The 17996-nt window shown below is 45.0% G+C and carries 17 protein-coding genes and 1 pseudogene; 10 read left to right on the top strand and 8 right to left on the bottom strand.

Going from position 1 to position 17996, the window contains the following annotated elements; all coding sequences use genetic code 11:
• Positions 1–221 (bottom strand): annotated as a pseudogene (locus C7475_RS31915) (hypothetical protein); the annotation flags it as partial.
• 513 nt (positions 222–734) lie between these two features.
• Here C7475_RS31915 and C7475_RS31910 point away from each other — a divergent pair.
• From C7475_RS31910 to C7475_RS31900, 3 genes are all read left to right on the top strand, one after another.
• On the top strand, positions 735–1391 hold the full coding sequence (locus tag C7475_RS31910; RefSeq protein ID WP_110057501.1) for an HAD family phosphatase: 657 nt from the start codon (positions 735–737) through the stop codon (positions 1389–1391).
• Positions 1392–1790: 399 nt separating this feature from the next.
• Complete coding sequence (locus C7475_RS31905) at positions 1791–2426, top strand: DUF4136 domain-containing protein (RefSeq protein ID WP_110057500.1); 636 nt, start codon at positions 1791–1793, stop codon at positions 2424–2426.
• Positions 2427–2449: 23 nt separating this feature from the next.
• The gene (locus tag C7475_RS31900; protein WP_158286668.1) at positions 2450–3070 is read left to right on the top strand and encodes an OmpW family outer membrane protein; all 621 of its coding nucleotides are present in this window, start codon (positions 2450–2452) and stop codon (positions 3068–3070) included.
• Positions 3071–3135: 65 nt separating this feature from the next.
• Here the strand turns inward: C7475_RS31900 and C7475_RS31895 are convergent, their stop codons facing one another.
• From C7475_RS31895 to pyrF, 3 genes are all read right to left on the bottom strand, one after another.
• Entirely contained in the window at positions 3136–4158 is a 1023-nt protein-coding gene (locus C7475_RS31895; RefSeq protein WP_110057498.1) for an FAD:protein FMN transferase, read from the bottom strand.
• 40 nt (positions 4159–4198) lie between these two features.
• A complete protein-coding gene (locus C7475_RS31890; protein WP_110057497.1) occupies positions 4199–5377 on the bottom strand; it encodes an acyl-CoA dehydrogenase family protein in 1179 nt (392 codons plus the stop codon).
• Between the two features lie 130 nt (positions 5378–5507).
• Entirely contained in the window at positions 5508–6335 is an 828-nt protein-coding gene (pyrF, locus tag C7475_RS31885) for an orotidine-5'-phosphate decarboxylase (protein WP_110057496.1), read from the bottom strand.
• Between the two features lie 219 nt (positions 6336–6554).
• Between pyrF and C7475_RS31880 the strand changes: the two genes are divergently transcribed.
• Together C7475_RS31880 and C7475_RS31875 are read left to right on the top strand one after the other, a co-directional pair.
• Positions 6555–7424, top strand: a complete 870-nt coding sequence (locus C7475_RS31880; protein WP_110057495.1) for a sugar phosphate isomerase/epimerase — start codon at positions 6555–6557, stop codon at positions 7422–7424.
• A gap of 11 nt (positions 7425–7435) precedes the next feature.
• Complete coding sequence (locus C7475_RS31875) at positions 7436–8791, top strand: Gfo/Idh/MocA family protein (RefSeq protein ID WP_110057494.1); 1356 nt, start codon at positions 7436–7438, stop codon at positions 8789–8791.
• A 70-nt stretch (positions 8792–8861) separates the two neighbouring features.
• On the opposite strand, the gene C7475_RS31870 is transcribed toward C7475_RS31875, so the two are convergent.
• Positions 8862–9959 carry an Mrp/NBP35 family ATP-binding protein gene (locus C7475_RS31870; RefSeq protein ID WP_110057493.1) on the bottom strand — a complete coding sequence of 366 codons (1098 nt, stop codon included), beginning with the start codon at positions 9957–9959 and terminating at the stop codon, positions 8862–8864.
• Between the two features lie 168 nt (positions 9960–10127).
• Between C7475_RS31870 and C7475_RS31865 the strand changes: the two genes are divergently transcribed.
• Both C7475_RS31865 and C7475_RS31860 read left to right on the top strand, forming a co-directional pair.
• Positions 10128–10793: a carboxypeptidase-like regulatory domain-containing protein gene (locus C7475_RS31865; RefSeq protein ID WP_233260038.1), complete on the top strand. Its 666-nt coding sequence runs from the start codon at positions 10128–10130 to the stop codon at positions 10791–10793.
• 34 nt (positions 10794–10827) lie between these two features.
• Complete coding sequence (locus C7475_RS31860; RefSeq protein ID WP_110057491.1) at positions 10828–11724, top strand: 3-hydroxyacyl-CoA dehydrogenase family protein; 897 nt, start codon at positions 10828–10830, stop codon at positions 11722–11724.
• Between the two features lie 44 nt (positions 11725–11768).
• Here C7475_RS31860 and C7475_RS31855 read toward each other — a convergent pair whose 3' ends face one another.
• Genes C7475_RS31855 through ribD form a run of 3 tightly spaced genes read right to left on the bottom strand, consistent with a single transcriptional unit; the run spans position 11769 to position 14846 of the window.
• Positions 11769–12365, bottom strand: a complete 597-nt coding sequence (locus C7475_RS31855; protein ID WP_110057490.1) for a YigZ family protein — start codon at positions 12363–12365, stop codon at positions 11769–11771.
• Positions 12366–12369: 4 nt separating this feature from the next.
• A complete protein-coding gene (locus C7475_RS31850; RefSeq protein WP_233260037.1) occupies positions 12370–13752 on the bottom strand; it encodes a hypothetical protein in 1383 nt (460 codons plus the stop codon).
• A 35-nt stretch (positions 13753–13787) separates the two neighbouring features.
• On the bottom strand, positions 13788–14846 hold the full coding sequence (gene ribD / locus C7475_RS31845; RefSeq protein ID WP_110057488.1) for a bifunctional diaminohydroxyphosphoribosylaminopyrimidine deaminase/5-amino-6-(5-phosphoribosylamino)uracil reductase RibD: 1059 nt from the start codon (positions 14844–14846) through the stop codon (positions 13788–13790).
• An 87-nt stretch (positions 14847–14933) separates the two neighbouring features.
• On the opposite strand from ribD, the gene prmC reads away from it, so the two are divergent.
• From prmC to C7475_RS31830, 3 genes are read left to right on the top strand one after another with little or no spacing between them, the layout of a single operon-like run.
• Positions 14934–15794 (top strand): peptide chain release factor N(5)-glutamine methyltransferase, encoded by an 861-nt coding sequence (gene prmC / locus C7475_RS31840; protein ID WP_110057487.1) that lies wholly within the window; start codon positions 14934–14936, stop codon positions 15792–15794.
• A gap of 53 nt (positions 15795–15847) precedes the next feature.
• A complete protein-coding gene (locus tag C7475_RS31835) occupies positions 15848–17155 on the top strand; it encodes an AAA family ATPase (RefSeq protein WP_110057486.1) in 1308 nt (435 codons plus the stop codon).
• Positions 17156–17848, top strand: coding sequence for a hypothetical protein (locus tag C7475_RS31830; protein WP_199236320.1), 693 nt, complete (start codon positions 17156–17158; stop codon positions 17846–17848).
• Positions 17849–17996 lie beyond the last annotated feature (148 nt).

Genomic DNA, 17996 nt, shown 5'->3' with positions numbered 1-17996 from the left:
TAATAAGCCTTTATTTCCGGATCCTCCAGCATGATATGTGCACGCATCGAAGCAATGGTCATCTTATGCCTTGCCTCCAGCTGCTTTTGTGTAGGCTTTTTCTTTGAAGGGCCGCGTTTCTTCGCCATAATGATCTGCCCGTTCCTTTCGTAGATCGTGATTTGTTTGCCGAGGGTGCCCCGCACCAATTGCATGAGGATATTGTCTTTAACAATGGCCATAAAAAGGTCGTTTTGAGGTTATAAATACAAGTTTACTGTATCGTTTCTCTAAGGTACGTAAAAGCTTACTAAAATGTCATTAAAAGGTCATCTAAAGGTCACTTCAATATCGATTTGATATATAAATGCCCTTTAAGTATCCTTTTGGTGATCTTTTAATAAGCTTGCATGAGGCCGATAGAAAGCCTGTTCGACCACTGTAGAAGGATAACTATAGTGAATTGATCCCCTGTTTCGTCAACCAGCTGCCGAAATACCCGTGGTAGAAGCGGGCAATATCATCGCTCTTCCGGTCGTTATGAAACATAACCTTTCACCGGAAGTTGAAACCAGTTCCATCATTTTCAAAAGCCAAGCGTGGATCTGGACAGGGTTCTTTGTATCATTCCGCCTATCTCCCTGCTAACCATCAGGTTATTCCGGGATATGCGGGAGCGGAAATGGCGGAATATTTTGACACCTACAACGATTTATATTTTTCCTTAATCTGTAAAATAGATTATCTTTATCCACATGAAGACTGTTGCTGTAAAAAATTATTCCAATCTGGTATTTGATCTGGGCGCCGTGCTGATAGACTGGAATCCCCGTTATCTCTACAATAAGATCTTTGCGACAGCAGCAGAAACCGACTTTTTTCTGAGCCACGTCTGTACATCCGCGTGGAACGAAGAGCAGGACGGCGGCAGGAGCCTCCAGGAAGCTACGGAGATGTTGGTAGACAAGTTTCCGAAGTTTGAGGCGGAGATCCGGGCCTATTACGGCCGTTGGAAGGAAATGCTGGGCGGGCCTATAGAAGAAACAGTCGATATTTTACGGGAACTAAAGGAAAGTAACCAATATAAGCTATACGCCCTCACCAACTGGTCCAACGAGACATTCCCGCTGGCCCTTCTGAATTATCCTTTTTTGCAATGGTTTGACGGCATTGTAGTATCCGGCCGGGAGAAGATCCGGAAGCCGGACGCAGCATTTTACAATCTGCTCATCAATCGTTATGAACTGGATGCCTCCTCAACCCTCTTTATTGACGATAATGAGCGTAATATACGCGGTGCGGCAGTCTGTGGCATAGATGGTATCCATTTTACCTCTGCAACGCAATTAAAGGCCATTCTGAAAGAAAAAGAGATCCTGCCAGGATCTTTGCTCCATTCACATACTTTTTAGGCAACCGGTAGCCCATTTACGCTGACGTGCCTGTCAAAGTAGTCCTTACATTTGTAAAGTCAATGCTGATCATCCACAATAAACTGTAAAGTTTTTCTGTATTAAAACAGCTCACTGAAGTACCGCTTTGCGGTATCTCAGCGGTATCTCAGCCGACCTCAAACAGGCAACAAGCTGAATTTCCTCTCTCCGTGATTTCCGAACACCCTCCTGATTTTAAGAATACCTTAACGTTTCGCAGATAAACTTTATGTAACATCCATAGTTCAAATACGTTAAAAGGTAGTGCAGCTCTTCAAATCCAGCTGTTGGCACACTTCCTGTTATACTGATACATAACAGCCCGTCTCATTTCCTCCCCGTACCTGTTGAAAGAACAACAAATAAAAACCCGTGAATATGAAAAGAGTCATGTTATTTATGAGCGCAGCATTGGGCGTAGTACTGTCATTCAGTAGTTGTGGGAAAGACCCGCTGAAGGATATGACAGAAGATGAATCAAGGATCTATGTAACAAACCGTGCAGACAGTGTTGATTTCACGTCCTACAAAACCTTTAGTATTGCCGATTCCGTAGCAGTCGCCACCAACTCAAATACAGAAGAACGTGCGCTGACGGACTATGACAAAAAACTCATCGCAGATGTTACGCAGTCCCTGACGGCAAGAGGGTACACACAGGTGAGCAGGGCCGCCAAACCGGATCTTGCAGTAAACCTTACACGTATTGACAATACCTACAGTGCTGTTATTTACGATCCCGGTTACTGGAGCGGTATAGGCGGCTATTTTGATCCGTTTTACTGGGGCTATCCAGGGTATGGGTACTACTGGCCTACGTACTACCAGGTATACCAGAAAGAGCGTGCTGTCTCTATCGACATTGTTGACCTGAAAAATCCAAAGAACAATCAGCTGATGGCTATATGGAACGCCATGTTACGAGGTAGCGGCGTATGGAACATCAATAACGTTGACAGTATGATTTCTGCAGTTTTTGCACAGTCAACCTACCTGAAAGCAAACAACAATTAATGAATCACTTTAAAGAGACTGAGATGAAAAGTATAAAGCTTTGGATACTGACGATGATCGCTTTCCTGGGAGTACAATCCGCTTTTGCACAGGTACGTTCTCCTTTATCCATTTACGCAGATTATTCCGTTGCACAACCCTTCGGTTCGTTGAAGGATTATTCAGATAAAACCAGCTTCCGTGGATGGAAAGCCGGCATTCAATATAACCTCAATGACAGGTTTGCAATTGGCCTGCAAAGCGGTTACCAGCAGTTTTATCAGCGGTTACCACGAGCAGTATATCCCACAAAAAGCGGCGATATCTCGGCTGTACAAACCCGTACGCTGGAGGTTACACCAATACTGGCCACTGTTCAGTACCAGCTGGTCAGGCCTGATGCCGCCATTATTCCATATGTAGGAGTAGGCGTTGGTACGGTAAATATGTTATACAATAAATATTGGGGTGAATTTACAGACAGAGATAACAGCTGGCAGTTTGCCGCTTCTCCTGAAATAGGCATTAATATTCCTTTTGGCAAGGGATCTCCGTTATTGTTCAATGCCAGTGTGCAGTATACCTATTCACCATATAAACTGGCTGAAATCACGAGCTATAACGCAGTGCAGGCGAACGTGGGATTGAGATTGCATATTAACTAAGTATACATATACTATAAAAAACCACTTTTCCGAGGGAGGGTCCTGTATCACTGCAGGACCTTTTTTTATCTGATAAGCAGTTGTTCAAAACCCGGGGAAAAACGTTCCTGTATTTTACCATTCGCATCCTTGTAAATGAAGTAAGCTTCCAGCCCGTATCGGGGGTGTTGCCGGATAAATGCCAGCCCCTTTTCCACCCCCATTAAGATCAGCGCATTATCAAATCCATCTGCAGTTATTGCATCCCGGGCAATGACCGTCACGCTGACGATGTTGCTATGCAATGCCTCTCCGGTAGCGGGATCAATGCTATGCGCAAAGCGGGTGCCTCCCTGATCAAAGAAGCGGCGATAGTTGCCACTGGTGGTAATCGCTTTACCATCCAACGCCAGTAAAGCCTGCATGGGATAAGCTTCATCATTGGCAGCAGGACGTTCAATGCCCACTGTCCATATCTTCCCATGCTGATTATGGCCGCAACTGCGCAATTCACCGCCAACATCCACCAGATAGTTACTGATCCCATTCTGTTCCAGCAAGCGGGCCATTACATCTGAAGTATATCCCTGTGCGATACCGTTACAATCAATCTCAACACCTTTCTTTAATCTAAGGAGTTGCTCTCCCCAAACCCATAGATACCTGTGTCCTACATATTTCAATATGCGCTTCAAAGTATCAGCATCAGGGGCCTGCTGTACAGCAGGCTTGCGTACACCAAATCCCCACGCATCTACCAATGGCTTTACCGTAATATCAAAGGCGCCCTTCGTTGCCTTACTGATCTGTAATGACCGCGTCACAACGGTGTACATATGATTGTCCATATGTACTGTTTTTCCTTCATTAAAACGGTTGATGAGAGAGCCTGGCTTATACAGGGACAAAGACTGGTCGATCTCTGCAAAAACTGAATCTATCGCATGCTGCATGGAAGTTGTATCGTCGGAAAGATACTTGATGATATAATAGGTGCCCTGCGCCTTTCCCTCCACTGTTGCCAATCGCTGGGCAAAAGTGTCAACACTGGCGCAGAGTATAATAAACAAAATAACAAGCTGTTGCACGATGACCCGTCTGTCCGTCATAGTCAGTATAAAAATTTATTGCGGAAGATAGGCAATTGCCTCAATGAAAAGCATCCAGACCGGTAATATCCTGTCCGGTGATGAGCAGGTGGATCTCATGTGTTCCTTCATAAGTGATGACACTTTCCAGGTTCATCATGTGGCGCATGATAGGGTATTCTCCGGTGATGCCCATACCGCCCAAAATCTGACGGGCGTCCCTGGCGATATTGGTGGCTATTTCACATGCATTACGTTTAGCCATTGAGATCTGGGCCGGCGTAGCTTTCCCTTCATTTTTCAGAACCCCCAGGCGCCAGTTCATCAGCTGGGCTTTGGTGATCTCCGTTACCATTTCGGCCAGCTTTTTCTGGGTGAGCTGAAAACCGGCTATAGGTCTGTCAAATTGGATGCGTTCCTTCGCATATCGCAAAGCCGTGTCATAACAATCCATCGCAGCACCGGTAACTCCCCATGCAATTCCGTAGCGGGCGGAAGACAAACAACTAAGTGGTCCTTTCAGCCCTTTCACATTGGGCAGGATATTTTCTTTGGGAACACTTACGTTATCAAATACCAATTCACCTGTAGCACTGGCTCTCAGGCTCCATTTACCTTTTGTTTCAGGAGTAGAGAACCCTTCCATTCCTCTTTCCACAATAATACCCCTGATAACACCTTCCTCATCCTTTGCCCATACAACAGCTATCTGTGCAAAAGGAGCATTGGAGATCCACATTTTGGCGCCATTGAGAATAACATGGTCCCCCGCGTCTTTAAAGTGTGTGATCATACCGGAAGGATTGGAGCCGAAGTCAGGTTCTGTTAGTCCGAAACAACCCATCCATTCTCCCGAAGCCAGTTTAGGCAGATATTTACGTTTTTGCTCTTCACTGCCGAAGGTAAAAATGGGATACATCACCAGGGAACCCTGAACAGAAGCGGTAGACCTGATCCCGCTGTCTCCCCTTTCCAGTTCCTGCATCATCAGTCCGTAAGCAATGTGGTCCATACCACCACCACCATACTCCTGTGGTATGGTCGGGCCAAAGCAACCCAGATCTCCCAGCCCCTTAATAATGTGCGAGGGAAAGGCGGCATGCTGACAGGCATCTTCAATGATAGGGGAAATCTCTTTTTTCACCCATTGCCGTACAGCATCACGTACCATCAGATGTTCTTCGGTCAACAAATCATCTATGTGGAAATAATCGGGGGATTGAAACAGGTCTTTAAGCATGTGGAACACGTTTTATAAGTCTTCCCAATTTAAGATTTCATCCACAAAAAAAGTCCATAGTCTGAAGAACATTCCCGATACGGGATAATTCCACTGACTATGGACTGCATTATTGGTGGCTTAGAGTTGCTTAACTGTTGGCCAGTGACTGATTTACTTCGAGACACTCCGCCATTTCCTGCTGCAGCTGCTGGGCAGCGATGCGGGCATCGTTGGCAAAGTCTTCTCCATTACCGGCATAAATGATTGAGCGGCTGGCGTTTACCAATAAACCGCAATCTTTGTTCATGGCCTGTGTAGAGATTTCCTGCAGGCTCCCCCCTTGAGCGCCAACACCGGGCACCAGGAAGAAATGGTCAGGTACCAGCTGACGGATATAACCTAACTGGGCGGTTTGAGTGGCCCCTACCACAAACATCAGGTTATCAGGTGTTCCCCAGGTCATGCCGGCCTTCATTACCTTCTCGTAAAGGTATTCATCGCCAGACTGCTGTAACTGAAAATCCTGGCTGCCTTCATTAGAGGTCAGTCCCAGCATGATGGTCCACTTCTCGTTGAAAGAAAGAAATGGCAGTACGCTGTCGCGGCCCATGTAAGGAGCCACGGTCACTGCATCGAAATTATATGTTTCAAAGAATGTTTTGGCGTATTGCGTGGAGGTATTGCCTATATCACCGCGTTTGGCATCTGCAATGGTAAACAGGCCGGAAGGGATATACTCAACCGTGCGTTGCAGGCTTTCCCATCCACGGATACCCATACACTCGTAAAAAGCCGTATTGATCTTGTAGGATACGCAAAGGTCCTTTGTGGCATCGATGATCGCCTTGTTAAAAGCAAATACCGGGTCGGGATGTGAGAGTAAATGGCGGGGAATCTTATGGAGATCCGTGTCTAATCCCACACAGAGATAAGATTGCCTCTCCTTAATCAGATTCACCAGTTCCTGTCTGTTCATAAAGATTGATTTGGGGCGCAAAGTTAAGTAAAACTTAAGCAATGCCGTTTGAAATGAAATATTAGCAAATTCTGGAATACAGTTTCCGGTTTTATATAAATATAATAAAAGAATCTGAAAGTATCTGGCCGTTTGGCCAGCTACCGCTCAACCCCGTCTATTTGGATTTCTAAAAATTAGTTCCTAACTTTTGACCACTGCGTTCATGAAAAAACTGATATGAAAAACTATTACAGGTCACTATTTTTAGCCCTCTTCCTTGCTGCTTTGCAATCGAATGCACAAGTGAAGGTACCACAGGTCGGAGTTGCCACTTCCCGCACCAATGACAGTCTGCTATATACAGCCGGGTATGATTACATTGAAGAAGGTGTCCAGAAATTGCTGTCGCCCGCCATACCGGAAGATACTTTCAGGCTACAGCTTGCACAGCTGCGGAAATTGAAAGTGAAGGTGCAGGCCTGCAATGTCTTTTTTCCGGGAGAGATCCGGCTGACCGGCAGCAATGTTAATGAGCAGCAGGTACTTACCTATGTAGACGGTGTAATGGCCAGGGCAAAACAGGCCGGCATTAAATTAATTGTATTGGGTAGCGGCAATTCCCGCAAGCTACCGGATAATTATAATAAGGATACCGCTACCCTTCAGTTTATCGACCTGTGTCGTAAAATGGCGGTGGTTGCCGGAAAATACGATTGTGTGATCGCTATCGAAAATCTGAACAGCACGGAGACCAACTTTGTGAATACCCTGGCGGAAGCAGATGCTATCGTAACAGCTGTAAAACATCCCAATTTCAAACTGACTGCAGATATCTATCATATGCTGAAGGAGCATGAATCGCCCGATATGATCAAAAAGGCCAGGAAGAACCTGGTACATTGTCATATTGCAGAAAGGGAGAAAAGAACGGCTCCCGGATCCACCGGCGACGATGTAGCTCCTTATATAGCGGCATTGGCCAGCATCAGGTATACCGGCAGAATATCTCTTGAATGCCGCTGGGACAATATGGCCACACAGGCAAAACCTACGCTGGAATATATGCACAACCAGATAAAAACAGCTTATAACAGTAAACAACTTTAAATCTATATAGAATGAAATCACGTCGTGAATTCCTGAAAGAATCCCTGCTCACCGGCGCAGGTGTTACAATCAGTGCCATGGGACTGCCCGCAAGCAGCTATGCGCGTATTATGGGCGCCAATGACAGGGTCAACGTAGGACTCGTAGGATTTTCTGATCGTGCGAGGCAGACCTTACTTCCCTGCTTCTTTAACAACAGCAAGGAACTGAACTTTGATCTGATTGCCGTATCTGATATCTGGAATCGCAGACGTGAAGAAGGAAAGGCATTCCTGGAAAAGAAAGCGGGACATGAAGTAAAGGCCTGCATCAACAATGATGAATTATACAAAATGAAGGACCTGGACGCCGTAGTGATTGCTACTGCCGATTTCCAGCACGCCTATCATACCATCGAGGCTGTAGGCAACAGAATGGACGTGTACTGCGAAAAACCATTCGCAGAAACCATGGACGACGCCCGTAAAGCGCTGAAAGCAGTGAAGGCCTCCGGAAAGATATTCCAGGTAGGTACACAACGCCGTAGCGGCGACAGCTACCATGCTGCCAACAAATTCATCAATGAAGGTAAATTCGGTCCTATCACTATGGTAGAGATGACCTGGAACGTAAACCAACCGGGCCGCTGGCGCAGACCATCGCTGGTAAATGAGATCCGCGAATCGGATGTGGACTGGCAACGTTTCCTGGCCGGTCGTCCAAAAGACAAATGGGACCCTCGCAAATACCTGGAATACCGACTGTTCTGGCCTTATTCCTCTGGTATCTTCGGTCAGTGGATGACCCACCAGATCGATACTGTGCACTGGTTCAGCGGCCTGAAACATCCGCGCAGCGCAGTAGCTAACGGTGGTATTTACATGTGGAAAGATGGTCGTTCCAATGCCGATACGATCACGGCGGTATTTGAATATGGTCCTCAGAATGATCCTACCACTGGTTTCCAGGTAGCTTACAGCTCCAGGTTCTCCAATTCCGCCGGTGGTACCAAAGAAATGTATTATTCTAACGGTGGTACTATCGATATCGACAAGAACAAGATAAGCCCAACTGGTGGCCTGACAGAAAGAGAAGCCAAAGAAATGGGCATGCATGCTAACCTGCTGCCTGAAATGACCCTGACTTCCAACGAAACTAAAGTAGCTACATCTGCCGACATGGGAGGCGATCCGCTGACCAACGCACATATGCGTAACTGGATGCAGAGCGTACGTGACCGCAAACCGGCAAATGCGCCTATCGAAGCGGCCTACTCCCACTCTATTGCCCTCATCATGGCAAATGCCGCTTATCGCACCGGCATGAAAGCCACTTTCGATGAGTCTACCCAGGAAGTTATGGTTGGTGGCAAGCCATTCTTAATATAATTTTCATCTTGTTATAATGAAAAAAGCCATCCGCATGCGGATGGCTTTTTCTTTGAAATAGTTTTAAGGCCTATACAAAGACTTCTACAATCTTTGTAGGGGCTACATTGGCATTTCTCATAGCAATGTTACGGGCTACCATGCTTGCGAAGCCCATAAACGCCAGTTTAGTGGCATTGTCTCCGCCTATCATCGCCGGTACTCCGTCATCTCCGCCTTCCCGGATGCTCTGTACCAATGGGATCTGACCCAGGAATGGTATTTCCAGCTGTTCTGCCAGACGTTTACCGCCTTCCTGACCGAATATGTAATATTTGTTATTAGGCAGTTCTGCCGGTGTGAAATAAGACATATTCTCTACCAGACCGAGGATAGGTACATTGATCTGGGAACCGCCAAACATAGCAATACCCTTTTTAGCGTCTGCCAGGGCCACGTCCTGCGGCGTGGTCACCATAACTACACCTGTTACCGGTACGGTCTGCACCAGTGTCAGGTGGATATCGCCTGTACCGGGAGGCGTGTCGATTACCAGGTAATCCAGTTCTCCCCAGTTCACATCTGTCAGGAACTGTTTCAGGGCGCTGCTGGCCATAGGGCCACGCCATACAACTGCCTGCTTCTCATCTATCAGCGACCCGATGGACATCAGTTTGATACCGTGTTTCTCCAGGGGGACTATCATGCCTTTACCTTCTACAGTCTCCATCATAGGACGCTCACCGCGTACACCAAACATAATGGGTACGGATGGTCCGTAAATATCTGCATCCATCAGTCCTACCTTGGCGCCGCCTTCAGACAGGGCCAGGGCCAGGTTAGCTGCTACAGTGGACTTACCTACACCTCCTTTACCGGAAGCTACAACGATGATATTTTTCACGTTAGGTAATACACTTCGGCCATCCTTCCTGTTGGAGTTTACGTTGGCTGTCATATTCACTTGAACTTCCGCATCTTTGCTTACAAGGTGGTGAATTGCATTCACACAAGCATTCCTGATCAGATCTTTCAGCGGGCAGGCGGGGGTAGTCAGGACAACGGTAAATTTCACCTTATTGCCATCAATCTCAATGTCTTTGACCATATTCAGTGTTACCAGGTCCTTCCCCAGATCAGGCTCTTCCACATTGCTCAAAGCCTTCAATATCTGCTCCGTAGTGATCATAAATAGTTGTTAATTTTAATTCCAGAATGCAAAGTTAACCCAATTGCGACTTAATTTGTCGACGCTGTCATAGTTTTTGTCGATCTCCCTTCCACTCATCATCTATATTGACTGGAACACAATCCTATGGCTACTGTTTTAAAACAAATAATTTATCTTAGAGGCGGCATGAATAAAAAGAGTACCTACATACTGCTATTTTTCCTGTTTTTTCCTTTCCTGCTGAAAGCCCAGTTCTCTCAGTTTAAAGACAGCATTATCCAGATTTCCGGTATTACCATGACGGCAGACAGTTTAAGGGCTGTGCCGGCAGTGAGTGTCCTGGTCAGGGGCCAGAACCGTGGTACTATATCCAATAACCAGGGTGTGTTCTCTATTGTAGCATTTAAAGGGGATACCCTTACTTTCAGCGCAGTAGGTTTTAAGAAAAAGGACTATAAGATCCCTTTAAACCTGCCTGGAAACAATTATTCCATGATACAGCTGCTGGTAGATGATACTACGTACCTGCCAGTGACTATCATTAAACCTTACCCTACCAAAGAGGAATTCGACAGGGCTTTCGTCAGTACCGATATTCCGGATGACGAATATGAGCTGGCCCGCAAAAATACCGATGAGGCCCGTATGCGCGCACTTTCCCGTTATACACCTCCGGATGCCCGCGAAGCGACCAACATGTTCCTGAATAAACAGGCGCAATCTCTCTATTATGCTGGTCAGCAGGCACCACAAAATATTCTTAATCCCCTTGCCTGGGCTCAATTCATTCAGGCCTGGAAGCGGGGCGACTTTAAGAGTAAGAACAACAAAAATTACAGCTATGGTTACTAACCTGGCTTAGCGCTATCTCTTAAATCAATACACCATGCAACAAATTGCTGTCATCGGCGCCGGTACCATGGGAAATGGTATTGCGCACGTATTTGCACAGAACGGTTTTAAAGTGAACCTCATTGACGTTTCTGGCCCTGCGCTTGAACGTGCCTTACAAACAATTGAAAAGAACCTTGACAGGCAGCTGTCGAAAGCAGTTATCACTGAAGAGACCAAACGCCAGACCTTACAGAACGTCACTACTTTCACCGATCTTCCTGCGGGCGTAAAAACCGCAGACCTGGTGGTGGAAGCAGCCACTGAGAATGTAGATCTGAAATTGAAGATCTTCAGGGAACTTGACCAGCATACCTCTCCTGATGCTATTCTGGCCACCAACACCTCCTCTATCTCCATCACCCGGATCGCGGCGGTTACCAAAAGAGCAGGTAAAGTGATCGGCATGCACTTTATGAATCCTGTTCCTGTCATGAAACTAGTGGAGATCATTAACGGCTATGCTACCGAGCAAACCGTTACCACTGCCATCGTAGCTTTGTCTGAAAAACTCGGAAAAGTGCCTTGTGTGGTGAATGATTATCCCGGCTTTATCGCTAACCGCATATTAATGCCGATGATCAATGAAGCCATCTATTCATTGTATGAAGGCGTGGCAGGCGTTAATGAAATTGATACCGTTATGAAACTTGGAATGGCGCACCCTATGGGGCCATTACAACTGGCGGATTTCATCGGTCTGGATGTTTGCCTCTCTATTCTGCATGTATTACATGATGGTTTCGGGAATCCGAAATATGCGCCCTGTCCCTTACTGGTGAATATGGTGACTGCAGGTTACCTGGGCGTTAAGAGCGGAGAAGGGTTTTACAAGTACGAAAAAGGAAGTAAAGACCTGGTGGTCAGTGAAAGATTCTCCGGGAAAAATTAATACATAAAAAGAGAGGTGGGTAACACCTCTCTTTTTAATTGATATCAGATCTTCTTTATCTCCAGTCCCCTGATATCGTTGAGCTTTAACAACGTTAACTCCTGCACGGCTTTGGGAATGCCGATTTCCATCGCACAGAATAATTGTAACTCCTGCGAGAACACCGTGCAATTCTGTTGTTTTAACACAGTCATGATCTCATTCAGAATAGTATAGTCAAAGCTCAAGTAATATTTTGCTTCCACATTCTTTTGCACCACGGGAATAAGCTGTAATACCATCGCTGTAGACATCTTATACGCATTGATAAGACCCGGCGCCCCCAGTAAAGTGCCACCGAAATAACGCACTACCACTACCAGCACATCCGTCAGTTGTTTACTGTCTATCTGGCCGAGAATAGGTTTGCCAGCGGTACCGGATGGTTCACCATCATCATTGGCCCTGAACTGCAGGCCGTCAGTGCCAAGCCGGTAAGCGAAGCAATGATGTGTTGCTTTGGGATGTTCTTTTTTCACTTCCTGCAAACAGTCTTTTACCTGATCTACCGTTTTCACGGGCCAGGCATATGCCAGGAACTTGCTGCCCCTGTCTTTGAACTCTGCGGTTGCTGTCTTTTCTATAGTAAAATAAACTTCCATGCTGTTATTGTTTGCCGGATAGATCTGCCTCCGGCTCGTAATTGATCAGTAACATGTTGTTCTGCTTCAGATCTGTCTTTATCGTCACATATTTTCTCAGCGCTCCTGCTACAATTCTCATTACTGCGGTGTTTGGAGGAATACTTCCAAGATTGTCGGCCAACATGATCAGCTTGTTCTCACCCTGTTGCAGGGTCACCTTCAATTGCTGCCGCTGCCGTTTCACCGGGAAACCTGTTACAACTTCCAGGCCATTCATTCGTATCGAAATACTATCTCCATCTTCGGCTGCATCATCCCACAGTTCCAGCGTCACCTCCGCCTGTTGCACTGTTATGGTCTCTAACAGGCTTGTCTGCCGCTCTCTGATACGCTTATCATCGACAGGCTTAAGTAACGAAGACCTTATACTATCCTTTACAGGATGGCCTGTATTGCGACCCTGAATATGTTGAATATCGGTGGTAGCTCGGACCGCTGTCTCCTGCATTTTCACCGTATCTTTAACGGGCGGACGGGGCAAACGGTTCAGTTGTGCAACCAGGAAGGTAGCATATATATTAGGTCTGTCAGAGAAGTCAAACATATACGTCCCCGTAGTCGTCTTTATCTTAAAGGCACCAGTGTTTGGTGGCAGACGGCCATAGTTGTCCGCAAACAATGTGACAATATTGATACCTGTATCCAACGGCAGCTGTAACACTGTTCCTGTTCCACTGATGAATGATTTGTCCAGCAGCTGTTTCCCGTTATGTAACAAGGTCACAGTATCCTTATCGATAGCATCTTCATCTCTGATCGACAACGGTACAATAGAATCGTACACATCCACTTTATCATAAATGCCAAAGTAAACGGAGTCTCCCTCGGGGTGTAAGATCCTGTGTATGTCCTTATGTTGCCAGGGGGTATTATTCTTTTTTTTCAATACTACATCCTTACGTGAAAGTAGCTCTCGCAGCAGATCTTTCATATATGCGTACATTTCATCGTCTGAATATAACCCCTGCATATATAACTCGTGAGAATTGATCCACATGCGTTCAAGACTGAGCTCTGGTCCCCCTTTATCCTGGTAGTTCAATGTCCCGTTCAGGTAAAGCATCCAGGCGCCCAGGTGAAATGGCGTTTCTTCAGTTGGGTATTTCCCGCGGCCAATGCCCAGCTGGTTATCGTTCTTTTTTGCCAGTAACACTTCGTAGGTCCCGGAAAAAGGAGGATAAAGCACCTTCAACTGCGCGGGATAGAGCGTATTCCTTTCAGGTTTACCTATCTGCAATTGCATTTTAATACCACCAGTTGTAGGCCAGGGCTTATATTCCATATACCAGGTACCGACCCATTTGTCAGTCTGGCCATAGGTTGTCAGGATGCAGCAACAGAGCACTACTAAAATACATATAGGGCGCCTCAGAAAGATCATTATACTGTTCCCTCCTTCCTGTTGCGGTAATATAATATCCTGTCGCCATCCAGCGATGTCTCTTCCCTTAGTAAACTATGAGACAATACAGGCGCATTCACACCATCCGGCAATGAATGACTGCCAATGATCACACGAGCCTCATCCCAAAGGCCGGCTTTTATAAATTCGTTCAGCACATAAGGACCTCCTTCCACCAATACACTTAATATGCGTCGCTCATGCAAAATCTGCATTAATTGTGGCAGAAGCGCCTTTTCAAAGTCGGCTGTAACCGTTTCGATCTCCCCCTGCTGTGAAGCAGCTTCCGCCGTGATGAACAGTGTTGGCGTTGCATCTTTCCACAGATGGTAATGCCGGGGCGTTTTTAATGTCCGGTCTATTACTATTCTAAGCGGGTCCTTGCCTGTCCAGTAGCGGTTGTTCAACCGCGGATCGTCTGACACAGCGGTATTGGTACCTACCAGTATGCCCATTTCCTCGCTACGCCAGCGATGTACCAGCCTGTCTGTCAGCGGGTTCGAAATACGCACCGGAGATCCGTCTGCAGCAGCCATATAGCCCGCAGCGCTCTGTGCCCATTTCAGTATAATATAAGGGCGCTGTTGTTCATGAAAGGTAAAAAAGCGATCGTTCAGCTCTCTGCAGGCAGCCTCCAACACACGCGTCCTCACGGTGATACCTGCATCTTTCAGTATAGCAATGCCTTTTCCGGAAACCTGTGAGAAAGTATCCACACAACCAATTACCACCTCACCTATCCGCTGGGCAACGATCAGTTCAGCACAGGGAGGCGTTTTGCCATAATGCGCACAGGGTTCCAGGCTTACATACATGGTGGAGGAAGGGATCAGTGGTTGATCTTCAGGTTTGACAGACCTGACACAGTTCACTTCTGCATGTGCATGACCATATTGCTGGTGATAACCTTCTCCGATAATACGGCCCTCATGCACCAATACAGCCCCTACCATTGGATTGGGCGCCACATTTCCTGCACCTGACTTCGCCAGTTGCAGGCATCGTTGCATATAAAATTCATCAAAGGAGCTGTCCATGATAGCGTCTGATATTATACTTTTGTGTGCAAAAATATCGTTTCAGCAGGGATTTTCCCTGTGCAGTACATTTTTATAACACGCTATATGACAATACAGACCGCTTTTACACAGATCATCACTGCCCTGGCGCCGATCCATGACCAGCGGGAAGCGGCCAATATCGCGCATATCGTGATGGAGCATGTTACCGGTCTGTCAAGGATGGATAGGATCGTTTATAAGGATAGAGAACTGACAGCAGAACAATCTTCGCAACTACAGGATGCCCTTAAAGCACTGCAGGAACATCAACCGGTACAGTATGTTACCGGCAGCAGCTGGTTCTATGGCATGGAACTCCAGGTCAATGCCAATGTACTGATACCTCGCCCGGAAACGGAAGAACTGGTGGAATGGATCGTACAGGATGTTCGCAATAGCAAATTACTTAACTGCAGGATACTCGATATAGGTACCGGAAGCGGCGCTATACCTATTGCACTGAAAAAGGAGCTGCCTACGGCCATCGTCTGGGCAGTGGATGTAAGCGAAGGAGCATTGGATACGGCCCGTAATAATTCACGATTGCAAAAGCTGGACGTTCATTTTGAACAGGTGGACATCCTCAATACAATGATGACAAGTGCGTTACCCACCTTTGATATTATTGTAAGCAATCCACCATATATCTGCCAGCGTGAAAGCGCCGATATGCAGGAACAGGTGGTGGCATATGAGCCGTCTATCGCTTTATTCGTTCCGGATGATGATGCGTTGTTGTTTTACCGGGCAATAGGCTTATTGGCGAAAGAGAAGCTGAATCCGGGAGGTGCTTTATATTTTGAGATCAACGAGGCCTTTGGACAAGAGACTGCAGCGTTGTTAAGAGGACAGGGGTATGTTGGTGTGGAGATCAAAAAGGACCTGTTTGGAAAGGATAGGATGGTGAAAGCCGTTTGGGCTTAAATAAGGAATAAAGGATTTTATTCTATAAATTTATCATAGAAAGAAACAAACTAATGCTGGATAAAATCAGAATACGGAACTTTAAATCTATTGACGATCTATCTATTGATCTGGGAAGATTTAATGTTTTTATTGGTGAGAATGGAGCGGGAAAGAGCAATATTTTAGAAAGTATGGTATTTGTATCTGCTGCATTTAACAGAAATATCGAAAATGATTTTCTATCTCTACGAGGTGCGAGAACATCTGAAGCAAAATTAATGAGAAGCGGTTTCGATGACGCTGGTATACACGAAGACATCATTATCGACATCGAAACTTCGGGTAATGAATTATCCATAAATTTCCAAAATGACAATCAGCCGTTTTCCAAATGGAAGCACCTCTTCAAATCAAAAGGTGATGAACTAAAAGATATTCGGTTAGATTATACTAAAGAAGAAGAAAAAATAGACCACTATTTAAATCTTCAAGCGGAACTGTTGCTAAAAGCCCAGGAAATCTCAGATACTTTACCTAAAGAAAAGAAATCAGAAGGTACTAATTCCCTCGCTCTTAAGGAGGTTTTGACCCAATTAAATGATATTACAAAAATACGCGAAATACTCCTCGATTACATACATAAAAGCTCATCTATAATCAGTGAACTCAATTCAACTAACAATAAAATAGTTAAGTTATTTGAAATTCATTCAGGTGCAGCTGACTACATTATTTTCTCACCTGAAAATTTCTTCTTGCGAAACTACTCTCAAGAGGATAATCATGTAGAGCCACTTGGGCATAAAGGCGAAGGATTATTGAAACTTGTCAAAATCATCAAAAAGGAAAAGCCTGATCAATATAGAAGTATAATAGAATCCTTGTCATTAGTAGATTGGTTTGATTCGTTTGACATAAGTGAGAATCCATCACTAGGGGAAACGGAGTTCCTGATCACCGACAAATATTTAGAAGAAGGTCTTAAATCGTTTGACATAAGAAATGCTAATGAGGGTTTCTTCTTTATACTATTCTACATTACACTTTTCACAAGTGATTACACACCCTCTTTCTTTTCAATAGACAATATTGATACTGCCCTTAACCCTAAATTATGCAGCAAACTAATAACTGTACTTTCCGACCTCGCAGTCAAAAATAACAAGCAAGTAATTATCACCACCCATAATCCTTCTGTACTTGACGGATTGAATTTAACCAACGACGAAGAAAGACTATTCGTTGTTTCAAGAAATGCAATTGGTAATACCCGTGTTAATAGAATTGAAAAAAGAGCGCCATTGGAGGGCGAACAACCTGTAAAATTATCTGAACAATTCTTAAGAGGATACATAGGAGGATTACCAAAAAATTTTTAAATGAAAACATTTGGGATAATAGCTGAAGGTCCAACGGATCAAATTGTTATTCAAAATATTCTGGTGGGTTTCTTTAATAACAATGATCTTACTGCTTCAATTAATTTCTTACAACCGTTAAGAGATACAACTGACGAAGCCAGGAGGCAGGGTGGCTGGCCAAAAGTAATTGAATACTGCCAATCCACATATTTACTGGAGGCATTTGAGCAAAACGATTATCTTATTATTCAGATTGACACAGATGTTTGCGAGCATAAAAATTTTGATGTACGTACTACGACTGAAGATGGAAGTGCCAAATCAGAGGAAGTATTAATAAATGATATCATTCTCAGGTTTGAATCACTTTTCCTTGCCTCTTTTGGTCCGGATAAGTATAATGAATTTAAAGAGAGGCTTATATATGCAATCTCTTTAGAAGAGATCGAATGCTGGTTGCTGCCCATTTACTTCACAGATAAGATAAAGTCAGCAACTAACAATTGTATTCATAAGCTAAATCCGAAGCTGAAGACAAGCTTTAACGGACTTTATATCGATGCGAACAATAAAAATAACATGGTGGGTAATTACTGGAAGTTCAGTAAACCCTATATGAAAAACAAAACATTGATGGACAAAGCCTATGATAATATAAGCCTGGGGATATTTATTGATAATCTTAAGGCAAAAAACATCATATTGGAGTAAATAACGGCTGCAATTTGGTTCTTTAGCATCAGATACCGGCAATCTAAAAACTATAAATCAAGCACTTAGCATATACTAAAACAAACTTGCGACCCAAAAATCGGGGATACCCAATTTCCAGATCGCAAGCCTTATAAATATATATTAA

Source organism: Chitinophaga sp. S165 (genome assembly GCF_003182155.1).
In the GTDB taxonomy this organism is placed as follows: domain Bacteria; phylum Bacteroidota; class Bacteroidia; order Chitinophagales; family Chitinophagaceae; genus Chitinophaga.
The sequence above is the reverse complement of the archived record's forward strand: the minus strand, read 5'-3'. Positions and strand labels throughout refer to the sequence as shown.